At 72.7% G+C, this 15425-nt stretch carries 13 protein-coding genes; 8 read left to right on the top strand and 5 right to left on the bottom strand.

Going from position 1 to position 15425, the window contains the following annotated elements; translation table 11 throughout:
* The first annotated feature begins 11 nt into the window (after positions 1-11).
* On the top strand, positions 12-824 hold the full coding sequence (locus tag ACH4SI_RS35155; protein WP_398303059.1) for an ABC transporter permease: 813 nt from the start codon (positions 12-14) through the stop codon (positions 822-824).
* An 18-nt stretch (positions 825-842) separates the two neighbouring features.
* Here the strand turns inward: ACH4SI_RS35155 and ACH4SI_RS35150 are convergent, their stop codons facing one another.
* Positions 843-1646, bottom strand: coding sequence for a M15 family metallopeptidase (locus ACH4SI_RS35150; RefSeq protein ID WP_398303057.1), 804 nt, complete (start codon positions 1644-1646; stop codon positions 843-845).
* A gap of 10 nt (positions 1647-1656) precedes the next feature.
* On the bottom strand, positions 1657-4062 hold the full coding sequence (locus ACH4SI_RS35145) for a glycoside hydrolase family 31 protein (protein WP_398303055.1): 2406 nt from the start codon (positions 4060-4062) through the stop codon (positions 1657-1659).
* Positions 4063-4259: 197 nt separating this feature from the next.
* On the opposite strand from ACH4SI_RS35145, the gene ACH4SI_RS35140 reads away from it, so the two are divergent.
* The gene (locus ACH4SI_RS35140; protein ID WP_398303053.1) at positions 4260-6278 is read left to right on the top strand and encodes an acetoacetate--CoA ligase; all 2019 of its coding nucleotides are present in this window, start codon (positions 4260-4262) and stop codon (positions 6276-6278) included.
* On the opposite strand, the gene ACH4SI_RS35135 is transcribed toward ACH4SI_RS35140, so the two are convergent.
* Positions 6275-7504 (bottom strand): CdaR family transcriptional regulator, encoded by a 1230-nt coding sequence (locus ACH4SI_RS35135; protein WP_398303051.1) that lies wholly within the window; start codon positions 7502-7504, stop codon positions 6275-6277. The genes ACH4SI_RS35140 and ACH4SI_RS35135 overlap by 4 nt on opposite strands.
* A gap of 240 nt (positions 7505-7744) precedes the next feature.
* Between ACH4SI_RS35135 and ACH4SI_RS35130 the strand changes: the two genes are divergently transcribed.
* The 6 genes from ACH4SI_RS35130 (at position 7745) to ACH4SI_RS35105 (ending at position 12658) form a co-directional block, all read left to right on the top strand.
* Positions 7745-8578, top strand: coding sequence for a transporter substrate-binding domain-containing protein (locus ACH4SI_RS35130; RefSeq protein ID WP_398303049.1), 834 nt, complete (start codon positions 7745-7747; stop codon positions 8576-8578).
* Positions 8529-8684 (top strand): hypothetical protein, encoded by a 156-nt coding sequence (locus ACH4SI_RS35125; protein WP_398303047.1) that lies wholly within the window; start codon positions 8529-8531, stop codon positions 8682-8684. The genes ACH4SI_RS35130 and ACH4SI_RS35125 overlap by 50 nt, the downstream gene beginning before the upstream one ends.
* A 13-nt stretch (positions 8685-8697) precedes the next feature.
* Positions 8698-9483 carry an amino acid ABC transporter permease gene (locus tag ACH4SI_RS35120; protein WP_398303045.1) on the top strand — a complete coding sequence of 262 codons (786 nt, stop codon included), beginning with the start codon at positions 8698-8700 and terminating at the stop codon, positions 9481-9483.
* Complete coding sequence (locus ACH4SI_RS35115) at positions 9480-10340, top strand: amino acid ABC transporter ATP-binding protein (protein WP_398303043.1); 861 nt, start codon at positions 9480-9482, stop codon at positions 10338-10340. Before ACH4SI_RS35120 ends, ACH4SI_RS35115 begins: the two co-directional genes overlap by 4 nt.
* 34 nt (positions 10341-10374) lie before the next feature.
* A complete protein-coding gene (locus tag ACH4SI_RS35110; RefSeq protein WP_398303041.1) occupies positions 10375-11634 on the top strand; it encodes an NAD(P)/FAD-dependent oxidoreductase in 1260 nt (419 codons plus the stop codon).
* An 85-nt stretch (positions 11635-11719) separates the two neighbouring features.
* Positions 11720-12658, top strand: a complete 939-nt coding sequence (locus ACH4SI_RS35105; protein ID WP_398303039.1) for a hypothetical protein — start codon at positions 11720-11722, stop codon at positions 12656-12658.
* Between the two features lie 90 nt (positions 12659-12748).
* Here ACH4SI_RS35105 and ptsP read toward each other — a convergent pair whose 3' ends face one another.
* The gene (ptsP, locus tag ACH4SI_RS35100; protein ID WP_398303037.1) at positions 12749-14419 is read right to left on the bottom strand and encodes a phosphoenolpyruvate--protein phosphotransferase; all 1671 of its coding nucleotides are present in this window, start codon (positions 14417-14419) and stop codon (positions 12749-12751) included.
* 94 nt (positions 14420-14513) lie between these two features.
* Positions 14514-14963 (bottom strand): PTS glucose transporter subunit IIA, encoded by a 450-nt coding sequence (locus ACH4SI_RS35095; RefSeq protein ID WP_398303035.1) that lies wholly within the window; start codon positions 14961-14963, stop codon positions 14514-14516.
* Between the last annotated feature and the right edge of the window lie 462 nt (positions 14964-15425).

Below are 15425 nucleotides of genomic sequence, written 5' to 3'. Positions count from 1 at the left end.
GGGGGCGTCCCATGAAGCTCTCGCGCACCGCCCGGATCGTCCTCGGCTGCGTCACCGCCGCCGGACTCGCCCTCGTCTACTCACCCCTGCTGCTCGTCCTGCTCAACTCCTTCAACGCCGACCGCTCCTTCGGCTGGCCGCCCAGCGGCCTCACGGGCCAGTGGTGGCGCGCCGCCCTGCACAACCCCGGCGCCCGCGACGCCCTGCTCACCTCGCTCAAGGCCGGGCTCGCCGCCACCGGGATCGCCCTGGTCCTTGGCACCATGGCCGCGTACGCCGTCCACCGGCACCGTTTCTTCGGCCGGCGGACCGTGTCCTTCCTGCTGGTGCTGCCGATCGCGCTGCCCAGCATCGTCAGCGGCATCGCCCTCAACGCCGCCTTCCGCACCGTCCTGGACCCGCTCGGCATCGGCTTCGGCCTGTTCACGGTGGTCGTCGGGCACGCCACCTTCTGCGTCGTGGTCGTCTTCAACAACGTGGCGGCCCGGCTGCGCCGTATCGCCCCCTCGATGGCCGAGGCGTCCGCGGACCTCGGGGCGCGCCCCTGGCAGACGTTCCGCCACGTCACCTTCCCGGCCATGCGCTCGGCGCTCTTCGCGGGCGCGCTGCTCGCCTTCGCGCTCTCCTTCGACGAGATCGTGGTGACGACCTTCACCGCAGGGCCCGGCACCCGCACCCTGCCCATCTGGATCTACGAGAACCTGGCCCGGCCCCACCAGGCCCCCGTCGTCAACGTCGTCGCCGCGACGCTCATCGCCCTGTCCGTGGTGCCCGTGGCCATCGCGCAGCGGCTGTCCTCGGACACCGCGGGCGGGCGGCTGTGAGCGGTGTGAAGGAGGGGGTCAGTGCCCGGACACCGAACGGCGCGAGACCGGGAAGTCGAAGTAGGTGTCCGGGAACAGCTCCGGCTTGTAGGTGTAGTGCCACCACTCCTCGGCCAGATTGACGAAGCCCTGGGCCTCCATCGCGCCCTTGAGCAGCAGTCGGTTGGCCCGCTGCCGGCCCTTGATGCGCGGATCGAGGGTGTGCGAGAGGGTGTCGAAGCAGTCGTAACCGGTGCCCATGTCCACCGAATTGTCGGGGAAGCGCTCCTCCTTCGGCGCGTAGCAGGGCACCAGCTTCTCGCCAGGAACGTACGGCCGGGTCGGCAGCGCGGGCAGCTTCACGATCGTCAGGTCCATCGTGCTGCCCCGGCTGTGCCCCGACTTCTCGGCGATGTACCCGTCCTCGAACAGCCGGGTCTTGTCGACGTCCGGGTAGAACTCGCGCTTCATCCGCTGGTCGTCGAGGTCCTTCGCCCAGTCGACGAACGTGTTCACCGCGCGCTGCGGCCGGTAGCAGTCGTACACCTTCAGGGTGTAGCCCCGGCGCAGCAGCTGACGCTGCACCCGGTGCAGCGCCCTGGCCGCCGGGCGGGTCAGCAGGCACAGCGGCCTGCGATAGCCGTCGACGGGGCGGCCGGTGAAGTTGTGGGGCGTGAAGTACCGGATCTCCTGGCGGATCGTCGGATCCACATCGCTCAGCGCCACGAACTCCTTCGGCGCCTTGGGCTCGGCCCCGGCCTGCGCCGTAGTGGGCGAGGCGAGGGTCATCAGAGCGGCGACGGGCAGGGCGAGCGCACGCAGCGCGGCGGTGATTCTTGGCATGAACACCCAACTACCCAGCCGCGCCGGACCGCGAACCACCCCGCACCCGCACCGGATACCCCGCCTCGACGCCGCCCTCCCGCTCGACCCGCACCTCGTCCCCGCGCAGCCGGGAGACGAACCGCACCAGCTCCGCCTTGTCCCAGCCGTCGCCCGCGTCCACCGCCAGCGCCCCGCCGCCCTTGCGCCCCTGGCACGGCGGCCACACCTCCAGCTCCACGCCGCCCTCCGGGGACGCGACGGGTATCACCGCGCCCGCCCGGGCCAGCACCGGGATCCGGGACAGCGGGGCGTCGACCAAAACCCGCCCGGGGCCCTCGTGGGCGCGGCCGGTGGCCGTGTCGTACCAGCGGCCGCGCGGCAGCCGCACCGTCCGCCGCACCGCGCCCTCCTCCAGCACCGGCGCCACCAGCAGCGCGTCGCCCAGCAGGAAGGCGTCCTCGCAGTCGCGCAAGCCGCGGTCCTTGGGCTGCCGCCACCACACGGGCCGCACATAGGGCGCGCCGGTACGCTCCGCCAGCCGTGCCAGCGTCATGAAGTACGGCAGCAGCCGCTGCCGCTCGCGCAGGACCGCCGCCGCGTGCTCCAGCACCCCGGCCCCGAACTCCCACGGCTCCCGCCGCCCGGCCGTGAGCGCCGAACGCGTACGGAACAGCGGCAGATACGCGCCCAGCTGGAACCAGCGCAGATACAGCTCCGGCGACGGGGAGCCGGTGAAGCCGCCGATGTCCGGGCCGGAGTACGGAACCCCCGACAGACCGAGCCCGATGACCAGCGCCAGCGAGGCGCGCAGCCCCGGCCAGCCCGTCGTCACGTCCCCGGACCAGCTGCCCCCGTACCGCTGGAGCCCCGCCCAGCCGGAGCGGGAGAACAGGAACGGCCGCTCGTCGGGGCGCAGCTCGCCCAGCCCCTCGTAACCGGCCCGGGCCATGGCCAGCCCGTACACGTTGTGCGCCTCCCGGTGGTCGCCGCCCCGGCCCTCCAGGGCGTGCCGGGCCGAGCGCGGCAGCGTGGGCTCGCCGAAGGCGGCGAACGACACCGGCTCGCACCCGTCGTGCCACACCCCGGAGAAGCCCTGCTCCAGCCGCTCCGCGTACAGCCCGCCCCACCACTTGCGCACCCGCGGATCGGTGAAGTCCGGGAACACCGACTCGCCCGCCCGCACCACCCCGCGCACCTCCCGGCCGCGGGCGTCGGTCACGAACCCCTCCGCCGCCGCCCCGCCGTCGTACACCGCGTTGCCCGGCTCCGCCTTCACCGCGGAGCCCACGACCGACACCAGCCGCACCCCGTCCTCGCGCAGCTCGGCGGAGAGCCCGGGCAGATCGGGGAAGCGTGCCGCGTCCACCGTGAAGCTCCGGTGCCCGGCCAGGTGGTCGGTGTCCAGGTGCAGCGCGGACAGCGGCAGGTCGCGCTCCCGGTAGCCCGCCACCACCCGCCGCACCTCGTTCGCGTCGCCGAACCCCCGGCGCGCGTGGTGGTGGCCCAGCGCCCAGCCCGGCGGCACCGCGGGGGAGCCGGTCAGCGCCGCCCAGCCGTGCAGCACCCGGGCCGGGGTGCCCACGAACACCCAGTAGCGCAGCGGCCCGCCCTCCATGCGCATCCGGACGCCGCCAGGCCGGTCGTGCCCCGAGCCCGCGCCCTCCACGCCCTCCCGCAGGGTCACCGTGCCGTCCCACGAGTTGTCGTGGAACACCAGATGGGTTCCCGCGTCGGCCACCACCAGCTGCACCGGCATGGTCAGATACAGCGGATCGTCGCCAGGACCGAAGCCCTCGCCGGGGTCGGTGTTCCACAGCCGGTACGAGCCGTCCCTCAGCCGTGGCCCGCCCGCCCGTCCGCCGAGCCCGAAGAACCGCGCGTCCGCCGCCACCTCCGACCGCTGGTGCCAGCGCGCGCCCGCGACCCCCGCCGCCCCGCCCCCACCCTCGCACCCGCGGTCGATCACCGCCTCGGCCGGCTCCCACCAGCGCGGCGGCAGATCCCGCCGCAGCACCACCCCGCCCGGGGTGCGCACCTCCACCGCGCCCATGCGCGACACCGCGACCGTGACCCGCTCCGACACCACCCGCCAGCCGCCGTCCGTGTCCGGCTCCAGCTGGGCCCGCTCGTCCGCCTCAGGGCAGGCGCCGTCCAGCGCGTACGACGGCTCAGGACCGGCCCCGTCCCAGCCGCAGAACACCGCGCCGCCCGCCGCCACCCGCACCCGCAGCGAGGACCGCGCGAACCGCACCACGCCGCCGCCCGGCTGCGGATCCGCGCCCTCCACCACACCCGGCACCCGCGCCAGCTCCGCGCCCCGGCGCGGCAGTCCGGTCGCGTCCGAACGGCGGCGCCGCCACGCCGAGCGCAGGGAGCGCAGACCCTGCGCCGTACCGACCACCTTCACCGACCGCACCAGGTCACGCGCATTCATACTGATCACTGTGCCATTGACGAGGCAGGACGCGGCCATAGTTCAACTGCCGTTCACCCGTGGTCGTCCCACATGAGACCCGCAGCGGATGTGGAGTGGCGCCCCTGGTGCACAAGTCGATCACATGGCATCGTCCTGCCCGGACGCAGAAGCAGCAGACAACGCGGACCAAGCGGACCTCCCGGGAGCCGACACAGATGAACACCGCAGCGCACGCCGACCACCTGCCCGGCCCCCTGTGGCAGCCCGGCGCGGACCGGATCGCCCGCGCCCAGCTGACCCGCTTCCACGCCTGGGCGGCCGAGCGGCACAGCGCGCCCGCCGCCCGCCCCGGCGACCCGGCCGCGAGCTACGCCGCGCTGCACCGCTGGTCGGTGGAGGAGCTGGAGACCTTCTGGCGGGCGGTCGCCGAGTGGTTCGAGGTGCGCTTCGGCACCCCGTACGACACCGTGCTCGCCGACCCCGCCATGCCCGGCGCCCGCTGGTTCCCCGGCGCCACCCTCAACTACGCCGAGCACGCGCTGCGCGCCGGCGAGGACCCCGCCCGCGCCGACGACCCCGCGCTGCTGCACGTCGACGAGACCCATGAGCCGCGCCCCGTCACCTGGGCCGAGCTGCGCGCCCAGGTCGGCGCGGCCGCCGCCGCGCTGCGCCGGCTCGGCGTCCGCCCCGGCGACCGGGTCAGCGGCTACCTCCCCAACATCCCGCAGGCCGCCATCGCCTTCCTCGCCACCGCGGCCGTCGGCGGGGTGTGGACCTCCTGCGCCCCCGACTTCGGCGCCCGCAGCGTCCTGGACCGCTTCCAGCAGGTCGAGCCGGTCGTCCTGTTCACGGTCGACGGCTACGTGTACGGCGGCAAGACGCACGACCGCACCGGGACCGTCGCCGAGCTGCGCCGCGAACTGCCCACCGTGCGCGCCGTCGTCCACATCCCGCTGCTGGGCACCCCCGCCCCCGAGGGGGCGCTCGACTGGGACGACATCGTCCGCGAGGAGACGGCCCCGGTCTTCGAGCAGGTCCCCTTCGACCACCCCCTGTGGGTGCTCTACTCCTCCGGCACCACCGGGCTGCCCAAGGCGATCGTGCAGTCCCAGGGCGGCATCCTGCTGGAGCACCTCAAGCAGCTGGGCCTGCACTGCGACCTCGGCCCCGAGGACCGCTTCTTCTGGTACACCTCCACCGGCTGGATGATGTGGAACTTCCTGGTGTCCGGGCTGCTGGCCGGCGCCACCGTGGTGCTGTACGACGGCAGCCCCGGCCACCCGGACACCGCCGCCCAGTGGCGCATCGCCGAGCGCACCGGCACCACGCTGTACGGCACCTCCGCCGCGTACGTCATGGCCTGCCGCAAGGCCGGGGTCCACCCGGGCCGCGACTTCGACCTGTCCCGGGTGAAGTGCGTCGCCACCACCGGCTCGCCGCTGCCGCCGGACGGCTTCCGCTGGATTCACGACGAGGTGGCCGAGGACATGTGGATCGCCTCCGTCAGCGGCGGCACCGATGTGTGCAGCTGCTTCGCGGGCGCCGTGCCGACCCTCCCCGTCCACATCGGCGAGCTGCAGGCCCCCGCCCTCGGCACCGACCTCCAGGCGTGGGACCCGCAGGGCAGGCCGGTGGTCGACGAGGTCGGCGAGCTGGTCGTCACCCGCCCCATGCCGTCCATGCCGGTCCGCTTCTGGAACGACCCCGACGGCAGCCGCTACCGCGACAGCTACTTCGAGATGTTCCCCGGCGTCTGGCGTCACGGCGACTGGATCACCCTCACCTCGCGCGGCACCGTCGTCATCCACGGCCGCTCCGACTCCACGCTCAACCGGCAGGGCGTACGGATGGGGTCCGCCGACATCTACGAGGCGGTCGAACGCCTCCCCGAGATCCGCGAATCCCTCGTCATCGGCGTCGAACAGCCCGACGGCGGCTACTGGATGCCGCTCTTCGTCCACCTCGCACCGGGCGCCACCCTGGATGAGGAGCTGCTGGCCCGCATCAAGAGCACCATCCGCGCGGAGCTGTCCCCGCGCCACGTCCCCGACGAGGTCATCGAGGTCCCGGGCGTTCCCCACACCCTCACCGGCAAGCGCATCGAGGTCCCGGTCAAGCGTCTCCTCCAGGGCACGGCCCTGGACAAGGCGGTCAACCCGGGGTCGGTGGACGACATCGATCTGCTGCGGTACTACGAGCGCCTGGCCCGGACGAAGGGCGTCCCGTCCGACTAGACGTGCTGGACGGGCACGGTGTCCAACTGGTCGGCCAGGCAGGCCAGATAGAGGGAGAGCGCACCGCGGTCGCGCAGGGAGCGGCCGCTGATGTGCTCGATCTTGTTGATGCGGTAGACGAGCGTGTTGTGGTGGATGTGCAGCGCCGCCGACGCCCGCACCAGGTTGAAGCCGTTCTCGCACCACGCCACCACCGTCTCCCGCAGCACCGGCCAGTCCGGCTGCGCGCGCAGGTCCGAGGTGGTCAGGGCGATGAGCCGGGTCCGGGTGTGCTGCCCGACGGCGGCCAGCAGCTGATGGCCGCGCAGGTCGCCGATGAGATGGACGTGGGCGTCGGGGGCCCCGGCGGTGACGCGGGCGCCGAGCCGCAGCGCGTCGCACGCGTCCTGGTACGAGTCGTGCAGCCCGCCGACCGAGGAGGCCGGTTCGCCGATCCCGGCGCGGAGCACCAGGCCGTACCGCGCGTCGGCGACCTCCGTGAGCCGGCCGCAGACGGCGGCCACCCCGGGGTCGAGGGCATCGCCGCGCAGCCGGTGCAGCACCCCGATCCACCCGGGGGCGGCGCTCGCGACGATGTCCTGCGGATCGGGGAACGCCTCGCGGACCGTGCGCAGCAGCTCCGGGCGGACCAGGGCGGTGTCCCGGGGCCGGTGCGCACCGGCGTAGCCGGTCCCGTGGCCGCGTCCGCCGCCCCTGCGCTCCGCGCGCGGCACCGTCACCTCCATCGCGATCGCGACCCGTGCGAGCCGCAGATCGAAGCCCAGCTCCGCGGCGCGGAAGACGATGAAGTCGGGCTCGACCACCTGTGCGTCGTACGAGGCGACGTCGGCGATCAGGTCCTCCAGCACCCGCTCCCTCAGCACCCGCGAGCGCAACAGCACGGACTCCCGCATCAGGATCTCCGTCTGCCGCTTCACCAGTAGCCCGAAGCGCCCCACCTGGGCGGGCGTGCCGGTGATCCCGACCGTGCCGACCGCGTGCCCGTCCCGGACCAGGGGGAGGGTGACACCGGGGCGCACGCCCCGCAGGGACTGGGCCTGCGCGGTGGTGTGCGTGGCGGGCTCCTGGGTGCGCAGCACCTCGACCGACGCCTCGTGGAAGGTGCCGATGCGGCTGCGGTCACCGCTGCCGATGACGGTGCCCTCACTGTCGGTGATGAGGACGTTGAATCCGATGACCGCCGAGGTGTCCCCGGCGATCTCCTGGGCGAGTGACGGGCTGAGCATGCGTGGACCCCCGTCGAGAGGTGCGCGAGAGCTGGGGCGTAAGGGGCGCGGGAGGCGGCGCGAAGTGGGACGCACCATACAGTGCGGCAAACGCTTCTCGCCATATATTCGTACGAAGCAACCAGTGACCGAATCTCGGTGCACTCGTAGCGTATGGGGCAATTCGCACCCCTCCCGCCGCGATGACGACGCGGTGAACGGCGGGCCCTGCCCAGCCCCGACACGGAAGGCCGAACGCCGATGACCCGTGTACGCATCCTCCTCACAGCCCTGTCCGTCATGCCGCTCCTCGCCCTGACCGCCTGCGGATCGGACAGCGACGCCGCGGCCCCGAAGAAGGTCTCCGCGAAGACCGCGGCGTTCGGGACGATCGACCCCGGTGTCCTGAAAGTCGCCGTCCAGCCCTACGCGCCCTACACCACCGTCAAGGACGGCAAGATCGTCGGCCTCGACGGCGACATCCTCGGTCACGCCGCCAAGAAGCTCGGCCTCACCGTCCAGCCCGAGACGACGGACTTCGCCGGCATGCTCGCCGGAGTCCAGTCCCGGCGCGTGGACGTCACCATCGGCGGCGTCGCCTGGACCAAGGACCGCCAGAAGCAGGGACTGTTCACGGATCCGCCCTACTACTCACCCCCGGCGATGGCGGTCGGCTCCGGCAAGACGTACAAGACCATCGACGACCTGAAGGGGCTGCGCCTCGGCACCGTCGAGGGCTACGTCTGGGTCAAGTCCATCAAGGCCGTCCCCGGCGCGAAACTGCGCGCCTACCCCCGACGCCAACGGCGTCTTCGACGACCTCGCCGCGGGCCGCATCGACGTCGGCTTCCTGGACCCGCTCATCATCATCGCGGCCGAGAAGGAACGATCCGAGCAGATCAAGACCGAATACCTGACGCCGCCGACCGCCGCGCAGGTCAAGGCCAAGCCCGCCTACGAGTACTTCCGCCCGTACCAGACCGGCTTCTACCTCCCCAAGAAGGCCACCAAGCTGGAGAAGGCCATCTCCGCCCAGATCGACGCCATGTACGAGAACGGCGAGCTGACGAAGCTGATCAAGAAGTACGGCGGTGACCCGGCGCAGTTCCTGAAGCCCGCCTCCGACGTCGCCCCCGCACGGCGCGGAGTCGACCGGCCCGCCGACTGGAACCCACCGTCCATCGACACCGCCGGAAGTTGAGGAGGCCACCGCCGTGACGGCCGCAGCCGGCCTGTTCCAGGTCCCCTGGTCCGACTACCGCTCCGATCTGCTGGACGCCCTGCTGAAGACGCTGTCGTACACCGCCGTGAGCTTCGCGGGCGCGGCCCTCCTCGGCCTGGTGGTGGCGCTGCTGCGGCTGAGCCGCGTATGGCCGCTGCGCGCACTGGCCGCCGTCCACACCGAGCTGTTCAAGAACATCCCCCTGCTCGCCATCATCTTCCTGACCTACTTCGGCCTGGGCTCGGTCGACATCCGGCTCGACGTCTTCACGGCCGGATGCCTCAGCCTCATCGTCTTCTACTCCGCCTATCTGTCCGAGATCTTCCGCGCGGCCATCAGCGGGATCCACGACGGCCAGACCGAAGCGGGCGAGGCACTCGGCCTGGGCCGCCTGAGCGTCTTCGGCCACGTGATCTTCCCCCAGGCGCTGCGCCTGGCACTGCCCGGCACCAACACCATGCTGGTCGACCTGCTCAAGGGCACCTCCCTGCTGGTCACGATCTCCGCCGCCGAGCTGATGTCCGAGGCGCGGCTCATCACCTCCTCCACCTTCCGGGCGCTGGAGGTGTACCTCGTCATCTCCGCCGTGTACTTCGCCCTCTGCTACCCGCTGTCCCAGCTGCTGCTCGCCCTGGAGCGCGCCATCCGGGCCGGAAAGCCGCTGACGCCGAGGCGGCGGCGCCGGCTGCGGACCGCCCGCGTCCTGCTCGCCGAGACGCCCGCCGCCGGGCCGCCCGCCCTGGCCGACACACCGTCCCCGAAGGAGGCGACGGCATGACCGAGCCCGTCACCGAGCCCGTCACCGAGCCCGTCACCGAGCCCGTCACCGAGCCCGTCACCGAGCCCGTCACCGAGCCCGTCAGCGCGGCCACCGCCCCGCGGCCCACCGACGCCGTCGTACGCATCAGAGACCTCGGCAAGTCCTTCGACGGGCGCCGCGTCCTCGACGACGTCTCCCTCGACGTACCGCGCGGACGGATCGTCAGCGTCATCGGGCAGAGCGGCGGCGGGAAGACGACGTTGCTGCGCTGCGTCAACCTGCTGGAGCGGCCGGACAGCGGCACCATCGAGGTGGCGGGCGAGGCGGTGCACAGCGACGGGCGGACGGTCTGCCGCGACCTCGCCCGGCTGCGCCGCACGGTCGGCATGGTCTTCCAGCGGTTCCACCTCTTCCCGCACCTCACCGCCGTCGAAAACGTCATGCTGGCGCAGGTCAAGGCGGGCGTCCCCGAACAGCAGGCCCTGGAGTGGGCCGTCGTGCTGCTGCGCCGGGTCGGGCTCGCCCACCGCGGCCTCGCCCACCCCGACCAGATGTCCGGCGGTGAGCAGCAGCGGGTCGCCATCGCGCGGGCGCTCGCGCTCAAGCCCGAGGTGCTGCTCTTCGACGAGCCCACCTCGTCGCTCGACCCGGAGGCGACCCGCGAGGTGCTCCGGGTCATGCGCGAGCTGGCCGAGGAGGGGATGACGATGATGCTCGTCACCCACGAACTCCCCTTCGCCCGCGAGGTGTCCGACTGGGTCGCCTTCGTCGACGGCGGCCGGATCATCGAGGCGGGCCCGCCCACCGATGTGCTCAGACGGCCCCGACAGGCGCGAACCCGGGCCTTCCTGACCACCTACGAGTCCACCGAATAAGGGACACGAGGACACACCGCACGGCAGCGGTCCCGTGGTGGTCGTCGGCGGCGGGGTGGTCTGCCTGTGCACCGCGTACTACCTGGCCGAGCGCGGGCTGCCGGTCGAGATCGTGGAACGGCGCGGCGTGGGCTCCGGCGTCTCGCGCGGCAACGCCGGGTGGGTCTGCCTCAGCCACTCCACGCCCGTCCCCGCCCCGGGCGTCCTGCGGTACGCGGCGCGCTCCCTCGGGCGGCCGGACTCCCCGCTCTATCTGCGCCCGCTGCCGGACCCCGCGTTCGTACGGTGGCTCTGGCGCTTCTGGCGCAGCAGCACGCCGACTGCGTTCCGGCGCGGCTACGCGGCGATCGCCGAGCTGAACCGCACCACGTTCGCCCTCTTCGACGGGCTGCGGGAGGCGGGAGTCGAGACCACCCTGAGCCACCCGGGCATGGTGCACGCGTTTCTGTCGCCCGGCAAGGCGCGGCACCACCTTCAACTCCAGCGGCAGATGGCGGACGGCCGCTACCCGCTCCCGGACGACGTCAGCACCGGCCCCGAGGCCAGGGCCCTGGACCGTTCGCTGGCGCCGGGGGTGCGGGCCGCCTACCTCGTCCCCGGCGAAGGCGTCCTGGACCCGGTGGCCTTCGCGCGGGCCCTCGAAGAACGGCTGGCGGCAACCGGGGTGAAGGTCCACGAGAACGTGGCGGCGACCGGCTTCCGGCGCGGACCGGCCGGGGACCGGGTCACCGCGGTGGTCACCGACACCGGCGAGATCCCGTGCTCGGCCGTCGTCGTCGCGGCCGGAGTGCGCTCCGCGGACCTGCTGCGCGACCTGGGACACCGCCTGCCGCTCCAGGCGGGCAAGGGCTACAGCTTCTCCGTCGACCTCGACCCCGCGCCGACGCACACGCTGTACTTCGGCGAGCACCGGGCGGTGGCCTCCCTGATCGGCGGCACCACCCGCATCGCGGGGACGATGGAGCTGAGCGGCAACAACAACCGGCTCGACTGGCGCCGCATCGTCGCCGTCGCCCGGGCGAGCCGCCACTACCTCGGGCAGTGGTTCGACGACCCGGACGACCTGGTGGCGCTGATCCGCGACCCCTGGGTCGGCGGCCGGCCGTTCCTGCCCGACGGACTGCCGGTCGTCGACCGCGTACCCGGACCCGGGAACGCCTTCACCGCCACGGGCCACGGCATGCTGGGCGTGACGCTCGGCCCGGTCACCGGCAGCGAACTCGCCTCGTACGTCGTCACCGGCCGCCGCCCCGCCGCCCTCACCCCGTTCCGCCTCGACCGGCTCCGTGGCTGACCGTCCGATGACGCGTCCGCCGGGGCGTTGTCAGTGCCCACGGTTACGGTGAGTGAGTATTGAACGTCCGCGCTGAGGGGGAGTCATGGCGCACACCGACACCGGCACCGACACCGGCGGCTCAGGCCGCGACCACGGCCGCGACTGCGGGAAGCCCACCGCGATCCGGGCCCTGCGCAGGGAAGTGCCCAGCGTGGTGGCGCTGCTGGCGGTCGAGGAGGACTTCACCGCCATGCGGCGCTATGCGTCCTTCGGCTTCGACGACCACGCCCGGTACCTGCGGCGGATGGAGGGGCTGCTGCGGGCGCTCTCGTCACAGGGAGTGCACACCACCGTCGCCCTCTTCGACCCGATCGCGTACCAGGAATACTGCGCGCACACCCGGCTCGACCCCGACACCCCCGTGAGCCGCAGCCGCTACACGGCGGAGGTGGCCTCCACGGGCGCCACCGTCGTCTACGAGGGCCAGCCCATCGACCAGCTGCTGCCCCGCCTGATCACCGTGGCCGAGGAGCGCGCCACCTGGGAGTACGCCTCGGCCGTGCTCGCCCGGGCGGGCGGCTGCGGCGGCCTCGACGACTGTGGGGACGGCACCGGCCGCGCGGCGTTCGACCGCGCCACGGCCGCGCTGCACGCGGTGCTCGACGCGGCGGGGCCGGGCCTGCACCACCTGGTGTGCAGCGTCCCGGTGGACGACACCCCGCTGGCCGCCGTGGTGCACGCCACCGCGCGGGAAGGGCGGCCGCCGAGGCTCGCCGAGCCCGGCGCGCTCGTCTTCCGCACCGTGCTGGCCTGCGGCATCGCCACGGGAAGCCCCGGCGGCATCGTCCTGCGGACCAGCCTGCCCGGGGCACCGGACACGGTCCGCGGCTGGGCGCTGCGCGACGGCTGGCCGCGCCCGCTGAGCGAGGCCGAGGTCTTCACCGCGTACTGCACCGATGCGCGGACCGGCGAGCCGATCCCCCCGGAGCACGGCGTCGAGTACCGGGCGGGCCTCCCGCTGCCCCGGCCCGAGGAGGGGTGAGGCGGCAGCGGGGGTGACACGGCGAAGGGCCCGCCTCGCCGCGGCCACCGCGGCGGGACGGACCCTTTCGCCCTGCTTCAGCTCATCGGCTCACTCGCCGGACAGCACCGCCTGCGCGGCCCGGCGGGCATCCTCGGCGGTGTCCGCCGCGCGCGCCGCCGAAGCGGCCCGCTCGCACTGGGCGAGCGTGTGCTTGGCCAGGGTGGCCCGGACATACGGAATCGACGCGGCACCCATGGAGAGGCTGGTGACGCCCAGGCCGGTCAGCACACACGCCAGCAGCGGGTCGGACGCGGCCTCACCGCACACCCCGCAGCTCTTGCCCTCGGCCTGCGCGGCCTCGGCCGACGCCGCGATCAGGTCGAGCAGCGCGGGCTGCCACGGGTCCTGCAGCCGCGACACCGCACCCACCTGCCGGTCGGCGGCGAAGGTGTACTGGGCCAGGTCATTGGTGCCCAGCGACAGGAACTCGACCTCCTGGAGGATCGAGCGGGCCCGCAGCGCCGCCGACGGAATCTCCACCATCGCGCCGAACTTGGCCTGCAGCCCGGCCTCCCGGCAGGCGTCCGCGAACGCCTTGGCGTCCAGCCGGTCGGCCACCATCGGCGCCATGACCTCGAGGTAGACCGGCAGCCCCTCCGCCGCCTTGGACAGCGCCGTCAATTGCGTCCGCAAGACGTCGGGGTGGTCCAGCAGCGTGCGCAGCCCGCGTACGCCCAGCGCCGGGTTGGGCTCATCGGACGGGGTGAGGAAGTCCAGCGGCTTGTCCGCGCCCGCGTCCAGGACCCGTACCACCACCCGGCCCTCGGGGAACGCCTCCAGCACCTGCCGGTAGGCGTCGGCCTGCTTCTCCTCCGACGGCGCCTTCGTGCTGTCGTCGAGGAAGAGGAACTCCGTACGGAACAGCCCCACGCCCTCGGCGCCCGCCTCGACCGCCGCCGGCACGTCAGCCGGACCGCCGACGTTCGCCAGCAGCGGCACCTTGTGCCCGTCGGAGGTCGCGCCCGGACCGGACGCCGCGGCCAGCGCCGCCCGCCGCTCCTCGGCGGCCCGGGTCAGCTCCGCCCGCTTGTCCTCGCTCGGCGACACGAAGATCTCGCCCGTGCTGCCGTCCACGGCGATCATGGTGCCCTCGATCAGCTCGCCGGCACCGGGCAGCGCCACCACGGCCGGCACCCCGAGGGCGCGCGCCAGAATCGCGCTGTGACTCGTCGGCCCGCCCTCCTCGGTCACGAAGCCGAGCACCAGGGTCGGGTCGAGGAGCGCCGTGTCGGCCGGGGCGAGATCGCGGGCGATCAGCACATACGGCTCGTCGCTGTCGGGCACGCCCGGCATGGGCACACCCAGCAGCCGCGCCACGATCCGGTTCCGTACGTCATCGAGGTCGGCCACCCGGCCGGCCAGGTACTCCCCGGCCCCGGCCAGCAGCGCCCGGTACGCGGCGAAGGCGTCGTACACCGCGCGCTCGGCGGTGCTGCCCACCGCGATACGCCGCTCGACGTCGGCGATCAGCTCCGGGTCCTGCGCCATCATGGCCTGTGCCTCGAGCACGGCCTGCGCCTCGCCGCCCGCGAGATTGCCGCGCGCCATCAGGTCCGCCGACACGGCCTCCACCGCTTGGCGCGCCCGTCCCTGCTCACGCGGCGCATCATCGGCCGGAATCTGCTTCGCCGGCGGCTCCAGCACCGCCGTGCCCATGTGGCGCACCTCGCCGATGGCCACGCCGTGGCTCACGCCGACGCCTCGCAGCGTTGTCTCCATGTCACCTGTCCCCGGTTGATTCGGCGGAACCCGCCGTGATGGATGTCGTACTCGCCGTCGACGCCGCCCGGACCGGTTCCGGACGGCGTCGGGGTCACTGCCAGATGAAGAGTGTGTCGCCCGGCTTCACGTCGCCGTCGTCCCGGACAGCGGAGAGGGAGTCGGCCGTGGCCTCCAGGGCCACGACCGGACAGATCGGCGACTTGCCGGCGGCCACGGCCACCGCGGGGTCCCAGCGCACGATCGCGTCGCCGCGCTTGACGGTGTCCCCCTTGTTGACGAGCACCTCGAAGCCGTCGCCGTTCAGCTGCACGGTGTCGATCCCGAGGTGGGTGAGCACCCCATGCCCTTCCTCGTCCACGACCACGAACGCGTGCGGGTGCAACGAGACGACGATGCCGTCGACCGGGGCCACCGCCACACAGGTCTCGAGCACCGGGTCGATCGCCGTCCCCGGACCGACCATCGCGCCCGAGAACACCGGGTCGGGAACCGCTGTCAGTCCGATCGCGCGCCCGGCGAGCGGAGACGTCACGGTGGTCATGGGAAGCCTCCCGGGGTGAAGATCCATCTCGTGCTGTCACCGGCTGTCCCGGGCAGCGCACTGCCCAGAAGCGTAAGTCATAGGAACTTGGGATTCCGTACAAGCGGCGCAGGCCGGAGACCCCCCACGGGCCCCGAATCGATTTGCCACGGCCGCGTGGGGCGCTGTACTGTCGTACTCCTGCCCATCCGGATGAAGCATCGCAGTCAGCTGCGACCTCGTCCAGGTGAGGGCGGCACCTTCAGTCACTTGATCCAAATCTCGGATCCGCTTTCGCATGCCATGTGAAAGACACGGATTCGGAAAGCGGAAAAGGGTCTGATAGCGTGTGAAGCACCGAAGGGAAGCGCCCGGAGAAACCGGTGACACGGTTTCAAAGGAAGCGTCCGTTCCTTGAGAACTCAACAGCGTGCCAAAAGTCAACGCCAGATATGTTGATACCCCGTCCACATCACTGATGTG

The sequence above is a fragment of the Streptomyces sp. NPDC021212 genome, assembly GCF_044332925.1.
In the GTDB taxonomy this organism is placed as follows: Bacteria; Actinomycetota; Actinomycetes; order Streptomycetales; family Streptomycetaceae; genus Streptomyces.
This window is presented reverse-complemented; position numbering and strand designations above follow the sequence as displayed.